We start from the raw sequence: 9,401 nt of genomic DNA on the forward strand, positions 1-9,401 counted from the left end.
CGGGATCGGCGATCAACGCGCGCGTCATCCCGACCATGTCGATCTGGCCGTCGGCGATGACCTGGTCCGCGTGGGCCGGATCCACGATGCGCCCGGCGTGGAAGATCGGCATGCCGGGCACCGCCGCCTTGATCGCGGCCACCAGCGGCACGAAGACGCCGCGGGGCTGCGACATGTTCGGGACGGCGAGGGCCTGCAGCGGCACGGTGTGGGCGCCGCCGCCGATGATGGAGAGGAAGTCCACGAGCCCCGAGGCGGCCAGGCGCCGCGCGATCTCCGCCATGTCGGCGGCGCTGAGGCCGCCGGGCGTCATCTCGTCGCCCGAGATGCGCGCGCCCACCACGAAGTCGCGCCCGACCTGGCGGCGGATCTCGCGCAGCACCTCGAAGCCGAAGCGCAGGCGGTTCTCGAGGCTGCCCCCATACTCGTCCGTCCGGCGGTTGAAGAGGGGCGACCAGAACTGGTCGACGAGGTGATTGTGGGCGAAGGACAGCTCGACGCCGTCCAGGCCCCCCTCGCGGCAGCGCCGCGTGGCGTCCCCGAAGGCGCGCACGAGCATGGCGATCTGCTCGGGCTCGATCTCGTGCGGGACCTCGCGGTGCACCTTCTCCGGGATCTGCGAGGGCGCCAGCAGCACGTGCATCTGCTCCACGTCCGACTGCGAGCGCCGGCCCATGTGGGTGAGCTGGCTCATCACGCGGCAGTCGTGGCGGTGCACGGCGTCCGCGATGCCGCGATAGCCCGCGATCACGGAGTCGTCGTGGTTGGCGATCATGTTCCACGCGCTCGCCGGTGAGGACGGATGCACGCTGGTCGAGCCGCCGATGATGGTGAGCGCGGCGCCGCCGCGCGCCTTGCCCTCGTGATAGGCGCGGAGGCGCGGACCGGGCTTGCCCTCCTCGGCCATGGCCTCGGCGTGGCCGCTCGAGAAGATGCGGTTCTTCAGCGTGAGGCCGCCAACCCGGAGCGGCGAGAACAGGCGAGGAAATGGGGTTGCCATCGGCCTCAAGCATGGACGCTCGCGGCCGTCCTCGTCAACGGCCCTATTGGGCGCACAGCACCTCGGGCCTCGCCCGACCGGGCGAGGCCCGAGGCATCTCCGAGCCTCTAGTCGAAGCGCATCTTGAACACGCCGGGCGAATAGGCGTGGCGCACCTGCGCGTTGTCAAATACCGCCACGCCGAATGCGTACTCCTTCTTGAGGTCGGAGAACTGCACGTCGTACTCGCTGCCGGTGGTCAGCTTGCGCCAAAACACGCTGGTCCGCACGCCATCAGCCCAGACGACTCTGGCGGAGATGTCGCCGCGGTCGCCGGTGAAGGGGGCGATGATGATGCCCGGCACCTCGTCGCTGGCCTTGTACTTCGAATCGTCGAACGGCTCCTTTTCGGCATTCAGGATCCAGTAGGGCGGCGCCGGCCTGTTGCCGGGAAGGGCGAACTTCGGCCCCTTCTTGTCGTCGCTCACGTTATTGGTGTAGCCCCCACCCGTATTGGGGTCGGTCTTTCGGCCGGCCTCGGGTGCTTTGTCCTTGTCGTAGCGGGTGCCGTCCACATACTGATCGTCCACCTGGTTGACGGGGGCCGTTCGCACGCCCTTCATGTGCCAGAGGTCGAGCCGCTCGTTGGGGCTGGGCGTGTACTTGTTACCGAAGGGCTTGCCCTCGCCCACATGGCAGGCGGAGAAGCAGCCGCGCTGCTCAAAGGCAGGCGAGCTGATGTTCCAGAGCATCGCCCACTTGTCCTCGTAGTAGAGGTTGTTGTCTCCACCCTTGTCATTCGGGTCCACGAGCTTCTTCCACGAGCCGTCGGGCTGCTTCTGCCATGGCTCGCGCTTGACGCTGTTCGTCTCGTCCTTGTACTGCATGAGGAAGTACACGGTGTCGACCGTGTAAACGGCGCGGAGCGACACCTCCGTGGAGCCGCCGGACAGGTTCTTGCCGCCCACCACCTTGACCGTCAGGGGAGGAGCGGTTTTCCAGGCCGCGTCCAGTGTCCCGTCCACCGCCGGCGCGGCAGCCACCTTCTTGGCCGTCAGCACGTTAGGCTGGGCGCTGGGCGCGGTGGAGGCCAGCGGGAGGGCGGCGCCGAGCGCTACCGCCACGATCGACGCCACCCACCTCGGAGAAAATGTCATCTGCCGTCTCCTTTCTCGTTTGCGAAGCGCTAGGCCCGGCGGATACGGTAGGGCGGGTCGAATGGCAGCGAGAGCCGCCCCTCCGCGTGGACACACTGGCGCTCGCACGTGACCTCATCTGGGTGCTCGAACGCGCTGCACGTGAGCACGCCGCGGCGACGGAAGCCGAGCACGCCGCGGTCCTCGAAATCCACTTCGACCTCGCGGGCGACGCCGGGGCACCAGAACGCGCGCCGGCGCACGACACTCGTTGCGAAGATCGTCAGCAAGAGCGCGAGGAGCACGAACCCGGCGGCCCAGGCGAGTGAGGCCCAGCCCATGGCGTCCGCCACGGTCTGTACCACGGCCACTTCCCCTCCGTCCCAGCCCTCGGGCGTCATCAGAAAGTCCATAGCGGTCACCTCCTTCTACCCAGGTCCAGTGCAATGCCAATGCCGCCGGGCCTCGTGGAAGCAACGGCGTCGAATCAGCTACTTGGGGCGGGCCGGCTGACATATTTGGTGGTTGGCGACGGGGAGCGGACGCCTCGGTGAGGCGCGCGCGCCTCGGGCCGAGCCCTGCGGGTGCGCGCCGGAAGCGTGTGGGATACTGCCCGCATGGACGGGCCGGGCCTCTGATCCGCTCGATCAGTGCCGTCACCTTCTTCACGGCCGACATGGCCCGGGCGGTGCGCTTCTATGCGGCGCTGGGTTTCACGCTGGCCTATGGCGGGGAGGCCGCGGCCTTCACGTCGTTCCGCGTGGGCGGGGGCCATCTGAACCTCGCGCGCAGCGACGAGACCTCGGTGGCCCCCGGCGCCACCCGCGTCATCTTCCACGTCGACGACGTCGATGCCCTCTACGCGGTGGTCCTCGCCGGCGGGTTCGCCCCCGAGGCGCCGCCGCGCGACGCGTCCTGGGGCGAGCGCTACTTCCACCTCACCGATCCTGACGGCCACGCCCTGTCCTTCGCGAAGCCCCTGAAGCGGCGGGCGTAGCCTGCGGCCGTCTTGACAAGATCACGGTCATGGCGCAGCCTTTGGCTCGCCCCACGGGAGCGCCCTCGTCAGAATCCACATATGCGAGGCGCAGAAAGAGAGAGGCCAATGACGTCGTCCTGGACCGGTATGCGCGGCTGGGTGGTGGTCGGGCTGGTCGTGGCGCTGCTGGTGGGCGCCGATGGAGCCTCCTACACGGCGCGGGCGGCCGATCCCATCAAGATCGGGTTCGGGATGGCCCTGACCGGCGGACTCTCGGCCAACGGCAAGCCGGCGCTGCTCGCCATGCAGATCTGGAAGGACGACGTGAACAAGAAAGGCGGGCTCCTCGGGCGGCCCGTCGAGCTGATCTACTACGACGATCAGACCAACCCCGCGACCGTGCCCGGCCTCTACACCAAGCTGCTCGAGGTGGACAAGGTCGACCTCATCGTGTCCGGCTACGGGACCAATCTGATCGCGCCGCTCCTGCCCATCGCCATGGAGCGGAAGCTCACGCTGATGGGCATGTTCGGCCTCGCCAACAACGAGAAGTATCAGTACCCGAACTATTTCCAGATCCAGCCGGCCGGGGAGGATCCCCAGACCAGCACCGCCATCGGCTTCTTCGAGTTGGCGGCCAAGCAGAACCCCAAGCCCCAGACCGTGGCCATCGTGGGCGCCGACGCCGAGTACCCGCAGAACGCGCTGGTGGGCGCGCGGGAGCTCATCAAGAAGTTCGGGTTCAAGACGGTCTACGACAAGACCTACCCGCCGAACACCACCGACTACACACCCATCGTGCGGGCCATCAAGGCCACCAACCCCGACATCGTGTTCATCGCCTCCTACCCGCCCGACTCCGTCGGCATGCTGCGCGCCGCGCACGAGGTGAAGCTCGAGCCCAAGATCATGGGCGGCGGCATGGTGGGCCTCATGTTCACGTCGATCATGACCAGCATGGGCCCCGCGCTGAACGGGATCGTGAACTACGACTTCTGGGCGCCGGAGCCGACCTTCATGGCCGTCCCCGGGATCAAGGAGTTCTTCAAGGAGTATCAGCCGCGGGCGGAGAAGGAGAAGGTCGACACGCTCGGATATTACCTGCCGCCCTACTCCTACGCCCTGATGCAGGTGCTGGGGCAGGCGGTGGAGGCGACCAAGGGCTTGGACCAGCAGAAGATCGCCGACTACATCCGCAAGACCGAGTTCAACACCATCGTCGGCAAGATCAAGTTCGGCAAGAACGGCGAGTGGGCGCACGGGCGGACGCTCATGGTCCAGTACCAGAAGATCGACGGCAGCGGCGCCGAGCAGTTCCGGAAGCCGGGCAAGAAGGTCGTGCTCTACCCCGACGAGTTCAAGTCGGGCACCATCATCTACCCGTACGCGGCGGCGAAGAACTAGCGCGAGTCCGTTCTGTTCTCCTGGGACCTTCTCGCGAACGCGGTGGTCGCCGGGCTGCTGCTGAGCGGCTTCTACGCCGCCGTCAGCCTCGGGGTGTCGGTCATCTTCGGGCTGCTCGATATCGCCAATATCGCGCAGCCCGCGTTCTTGATCCTGGGCGCCTACGCCGCCTACGTCATGAACGGGGCCTTCGGCCTCGATCCCATCCTGTGCGGGCTCCTCTTCACGCCCGTGTTCTTCGTGCTGGGCGCGGTGGTGTATCGCATCTACTACGAGAGCTTCGAGCGCCGCGGGGCGGAATCGCTCCGCGGCCTCGTCTTCTTCTTCGGGCTCCTCTTCATCATCGAGGTGAGCCTGAGCATGGTCTTCGGGGTGGACTACCGGCTCGTGCAGAGCGGGTGGACGACCCGGTCCTTCGAGATCGCGGGGGTGGGCATCGCCTTCCGCTACCTCGTGCCCTGCGTGGTCGGCCTCGCGATGACGCTCACCATGTACCTCTTCCTGAGCCGCACCTTCTACGGCCGCGCCATCATGGCGGTGTCGCAGGACCGCATGGCCCTCCGCCTGATGGGCGCCAATCCCGTCACCATCAAGACCATCGCCTTCGGCGTGGGCATCGCCGCGGCGAGCCTGGCCGGCGCGCTCCTCATCAGCATCGCCCCCGTCATTCCCTCCGCGGACCGGGACTACATTGGGCGCATGTTCGCGATCACCGTGCTCGGCGGCATGGGCTCGATCGGCGGCACCCTGGTCGCCTCCGCGATCCTCGGCGTGGCCGAGAGCCTCATGTCCACCTTCTTCGGGCCGTCGTGGTCCCTCGCGGTGTCGTTCGGCATCCTGCTCATCGTGCTCGCCGTCCGGCCCGCGGGGCTCTTCGGCCGCTAGATGGGGCGCGGGCTCGGCGCGCTGCTGATCGGGGTCCTGATCGTCGGGGTGGGGGTCGGGCTCGCCGCCCTCAAGGTGAACCCGTACTTCTACTTCGCCGGCTACGTGATCCTGCAGTACATCGTGATCGCGACGGCCTGGAACATCCTCGGCGGCTACGCGGGCTACGTGAACTTCGGCACCCCCGCCTTCTTCGCGATGGGCGCCTACACGGCGGTGCTCCTCATCAAGTGGGTGAAGGCGCCGTTGCCCGTGCTCCTGCTGGCCGGCGGCCTCGTCGCCGCCCTGCTCGGGCTCGGCATCGGTTACCTCACGCTGCGCCTCCGGGGCACGTTCTTCTCCATCGCCACCCTGGCCCTCGCGGTCATGCTCCAGACCGTCGTCATGAACTGGGAGTACGTCGGCGGGTCGCGGGGGACGAGCGTGATCCGTCCCGCCGGCCCCCCGTTCGGCAGCTACGTCACCTTCCTCTTCACGGTGATGGTCGGGCTCGCGGTGGCCTCCGTGCTCATCGCGCGCTTCATCGAGCGCTCGCGCATCGGCCGCGGGCTGGCCGCGCTGCGGGACAGCGAGGAGGCGGCCGAGTGCATGGGGGTGCCGACCCTGCGCCTCAAGCTCTTCGCGACCACGGTGAGCGGCTTCCTGCTCGGGGTGGCAGGAGCGCCGTTTCCCTACTACGTGACGTTCGTCGAGCCCAATTCGGCGTTCGCCCTCGACTACGCGGTGAACGCCCTCGCCATGCCGATGATCGGCGGCACCACGAGCTGGATCGGGCCGGTGATCGGCGCCGTGCTCCTGGGCACCGCCCAGCAGATCGCCATCGTGACCATCTCGTCCGAGATGAACCTCTTCATCGTGGGCGTGGTGCTGGTGCTCTTCGTCGTGCTGGCCCCCGAGGGGATCCTGGGCCTCGTGCGCCGGGTGCGGGGCCGCTGAGGTGGCCGCCGCGCTGCTCGAGGTCGAGGGGGTCGTCAAGCGCTTCGGGGGCTTCACCGCGCTCAACGGCGTGAGCCTGTCCGTCAAGGCGGGCGAGCGCTTCGGCCTCATCGGGCCGAACGGCTCCGGGAAGACCACCCTCATCAACTGCGTGTCCGGCGTGCTGCCGGTGAACGGCGGGTCCATCCGCTTCGACGGGCAGGAGATCACCGGGATGCCGCCGCATCAGCGGAGCCGTCTGGGCATCGTGCGGAGCTTCCAGATCCCCAAGCCCTTCACGAGCATGACGGTGCGGGACAATCTCGGCATCTCGCTGGAGTACGCGGGGGCGGCCCGCGCGGGCGCGCCGGGGAGCGCGAGCGCGGAGGACATCCTGCGCAATATCGGCCTCGAGGCGAAGACCCACCTCCGGCCCGGCGGGCTCACCCAGATCGAGATGCGCAAGCTCGAGCTGGCGCGCGCGATGGCGGCGCACCCCAAGCTCCTCATCTCCGACGAGGCGATGGCGGGGCTGTCCAGCACCGAGGTGGACGACATCCTGGAGATCCTCTTCCGTCTCAACGCTCAGGGCATCACCATCATCATGATCGAGCACATCATGCGGGCGGTCATGCGCTTCTCGGAGCGCATCGTGGTGCTGGACGCCGGCGAGCGCATCGCCGAGGGCACCCCGGACGAGATCGTCCGCCACCCGGCGGTGGAGCGGGCCTACCTTGGGGAGTGACCGTGGCGCGTAGCTCGATCGCCATCAAGAACGTCCACGCCGGCTACGGGTCGGTGCGCGTGCTCCACGGCGTGGACGTGGAGGTGCGGGACGGGGAGACGGTGGCCCTCCTCGGCACCAACGGCAACGGCAAGAGCACCCTCATCCGCTGCATCATGGGCATGGTCCGCCCCGAGGCGGGCGAGATCACGCTCGAGCTGGACGGGCAGCGGATCGATCTCACGCGGCGGTCCACCGAGGAGATCGTGGACCTCGGCATCGCGCTGGTGCCCGAGGGCCGCCACCTCTTCCCCAAGCTCACGGTCGAGGAGAATCTCCTGCTCGGCGCCTACCGGCGGGGCTCGCGCGCGGACATCGGGCGCAACCTCGCCTACTGCCACGAGGCTTTCCCGGTGCTGGCCCAGCGCCGGCGCCAGCTCGCCGGCAGCATGAGCGGGGGCGAGCAGCAGATGCTGGCGGTCGCGCGCGCCCTCATGTCCTCGCCGCGCATCCTGCTCGTGGACGAGCCGTCGGTGGGGCTGGCCCCGATCCTCGTGAGCCGGGTCATCGCCAAGATCAAGGAGCTCAAGGAGGAGCGCCAGCTCACCGTGCTGATGGCTGAGCAGAACTTCAACCAGGCCACGAAGATCGCCGACCGGGGCTACATCATCGTGCACGGGAAGATCGAGTTCGAGGGGCGCAGCACGCAGGAGCTGCGCGAGAACGAGCTGGTGAAGAAGTACTACCTGGGGGTCTAGCGGGCCCCTCAGCCGATGGACTGCTGGGCGCGAGGCCGGACGCGGCTCGCGAGCAGTCGCCGGTGCTCCAGCAAGAGCCGCACTGTCTCCTGCACGATCGTCGCCACCGGCACCGCGATGATCATGCCGAGCACGCCCAATGCGTGGTTGCCCACGACCACCGAGCCCAGCAGGACCGCCGGGTGGAGGTGCACGCTCCGCCCGATGGTCAGCGGCTGGATGAGCGTGTCGTCCAGCACCTTGATGAAGAGGAACATCACCAGCACGCGCACCACCGCGCCCAGGCCCATCGCGTAGAGGAGCACCACCAGGGTGGCGGCGCCCGCGGAGAGGAGCGGGCCCACGAACGGGATCACGTTGGCGACGCCGGCGAAGATCCCGAGCAGCAAGGGGTAGGGGATGCGCAGCGCCCAGAGCCCCATCGCGGCCAGCGCGCCCACCACGAGCCCGTCCAGCACCACGCCACGGATATATCGACCCACGACGCCATTCAGCTCGCGCCACACCGCCACCGAGGTCTCCACGTGCTGCGGGGGGAGGCGGTTCATGATTCCGGTGATGATGCTCGGCATGTCCCGCATCAGGAAGAACGCGAAGAAGGGGACCAGGATGCACAGGAGGAAGAGGTGCCCCGCGTGCTCGAAGAACTCGCCCGGCTCCTCCGGCGGGCGGTTGAGGAGCAGCTTGCTCAGCCACTGCTCGCCCTGGGGAAGGATGCTCTTGGCGACCGGCGCCGCCTCCATCAGCTCGACCAGGGAGCGGTCGAGGGCGGCGTCCACCCGCGTGATCGTCTCCGGCAGGCGCTCCACCAGGGTGGAGGTCTCGGCCACCACCCGCGGCCCGATCGTGATCCCGAGCAGCGCGGCCGTCAGGATGGTCGCCGAGAAGATCGCGCCCACCGCCACGCTCCGGCGGATGGCGAGGGCGTCCGTCCAGTTGATGAGGGGGCTCAGGAGATACGCCAGCATCATGGCCAGGAACACGGGGAGGAGCAGCCCCCGGGCGAGCCACACCAGGATGGCGATGCCCGCAATCGAGATGATCCAGAAGGGCTTCACACCGGCTCGGTCGTCCCCGGGCTGGGCCGCGCGTCGGTCACGGCGGCGGCATTCTGCCGCGCGTAGGAGGCCAGCAGCCGCGAGAGGTTCCGCATGATGACGAGGGCGATGCGCGCCTCCGAGTCCATCAGGGCGTCGAAGTCCGTCTTGTAGAGGATGAGCAGCCGCGACGCCTCGGCGACCCGCGCGCCGCCCGAGCGCTGGGAGTCGTCGATCAGGGCCATCTCGCCGAAGGCGTCCCCGGCGGTCAGCTTGCGCAGGACGTGGTCGCCACGCGGGGTGGCGCGGGTGATCTCCACGGACCCCTTCACGATCACGAAGAGCGCGCGGCCGGGGTCCCCCTCATGGAAGACCATGTCGCCCGGGGCGTAGTCCTTTTCGAGGAAGCGTGTGGACAGCCGGCCCAGCAGCCGGCGCGGCAGCCCGGCGAAGAGGGGCGAGTGCGCGAGGAACGGGGCGCGCCGGGCCTGCTCGGGGTCGATGGTCCAGGCGAGCCATCGGGGCAAGCGGCCTTCGAGTATGGCGTGCACTACCGCGGGGGGGCGCCGGGGCGCGAGCGGGGT

At 68.5% G+C, this 9,401-nt stretch carries 11 protein-coding genes; 6 read left to right on the forward strand and 5 right to left on the reverse strand.

All coding sequences use genetic code 11. The features are described 5' to 3' along the window. The 3 genes from VFX14_05010 to VFX14_05020 form a co-directional block, all read right to left on the reverse strand. Positions 1 to 1,000, reverse strand: a 1,000-nt coding sequence (locus tag VFX14_05010) for an N-methylproline demethylase (GenBank protein HEU5189029.1), incomplete at its 3' end; no start/stop codon positions are given. Between the two features lie 107 nt (positions 1,001 to 1,107). Continuing rightward, a complete protein-coding gene (locus tag VFX14_05015; GenBank protein HEU5189030.1) occupies positions 1,108 to 2,136 on the reverse strand; it encodes an ethylbenzene dehydrogenase-related protein in 1,029 nt (342 codons plus the stop codon). A 29-nt stretch (positions 2,137 to 2,165) separates the two neighbouring features. Then, a complete protein-coding gene (locus tag VFX14_05020; GenBank protein HEU5189031.1) occupies positions 2,166 to 2,528 on the reverse strand; it encodes a hypothetical protein in 363 nt (120 codons plus the stop codon). Between the two features lie 221 nt (positions 2,529 to 2,749). Here VFX14_05020 and VFX14_05025 point away from each other — a divergent pair, with 221 nt between their 5' ends. The 6 genes from VFX14_05025 to VFX14_05050 all read left to right on the forward strand — a co-directional run bounded on the left by VFX14_05025 (position 2,750) and on the right by VFX14_05050 (position 7,780). Then, positions 2,750 to 3,112 (forward strand): VOC family protein, encoded by a 363-nt coding sequence (locus tag VFX14_05025; GenBank protein ID HEU5189032.1) that lies wholly within the window; start codon positions 2,750 to 2,752, stop codon positions 3,110 to 3,112. Positions 3,113 to 3,220: 108 nt separating this feature from the next. Beyond that, positions 3,221 to 4,498: an amino acid ABC transporter substrate-binding protein gene (locus tag VFX14_05030; GenBank protein HEU5189033.1), complete on the forward strand. Its 1,278-nt coding sequence runs from the start codon at positions 3,221 to 3,223 to the stop codon at positions 4,496 to 4,498. Between the two features lie 42 nt (positions 4,499 to 4,540). Beyond that, positions 4,541 to 5,383, forward strand: coding sequence for a branched-chain amino acid ABC transporter permease (locus VFX14_05035; GenBank protein HEU5189034.1), 843 nt, complete (start codon positions 4,541 to 4,543; stop codon positions 5,381 to 5,383). After that, complete coding sequence (locus VFX14_05040; protein HEU5189035.1) at positions 5,384 to 6,319, forward strand: branched-chain amino acid ABC transporter permease; 936 nt, start codon at positions 5,384 to 5,386, stop codon at positions 6,317 to 6,319. Between the two features lies 1 nt (position 6,320). Beyond that, positions 6,321 to 7,043 carry an ABC transporter ATP-binding protein gene (locus VFX14_05045; protein ID HEU5189036.1) on the forward strand — a complete coding sequence of 241 codons (723 nt, stop codon included), beginning with the start codon at positions 6,321 to 6,323 and terminating at the stop codon, positions 7,041 to 7,043. Positions 7,044 to 7,045: 2 nt separating this feature from the next. After that, positions 7,046 to 7,780: an ABC transporter ATP-binding protein gene (locus VFX14_05050; protein ID HEU5189037.1), complete on the forward strand. Its 735-nt coding sequence runs from the start codon at positions 7,046 to 7,048 to the stop codon at positions 7,778 to 7,780. 8 nt (positions 7,781 to 7,788) lie between these two features. Here the strand turns inward: VFX14_05050 and VFX14_05055 are convergent, their stop codons facing one another. Both VFX14_05055 and VFX14_05060 read right to left on the reverse strand, forming a co-directional pair. After that, entirely contained in the window at positions 7,789 to 8,838 is a 1,050-nt protein-coding gene (locus VFX14_05055; GenBank protein HEU5189038.1) for an AI-2E family transporter, read from the reverse strand. After that, on the reverse strand, positions 8,835 to 9,401 hold a 567-nt coding region (locus VFX14_05060; protein ID HEU5189039.1), incomplete at its 5' end, for a cyclic nucleotide-binding domain-containing protein. The genes VFX14_05055 and VFX14_05060, both read right to left, overlap by 4 nt.

This window comes from Candidatus Methylomirabilota bacterium, assembly GCA_035764725.1.
Lineage (GTDB): Bacteria > Methylomirabilota > Methylomirabilia > Rokubacteriales > CSP1-6 > DASRWT01.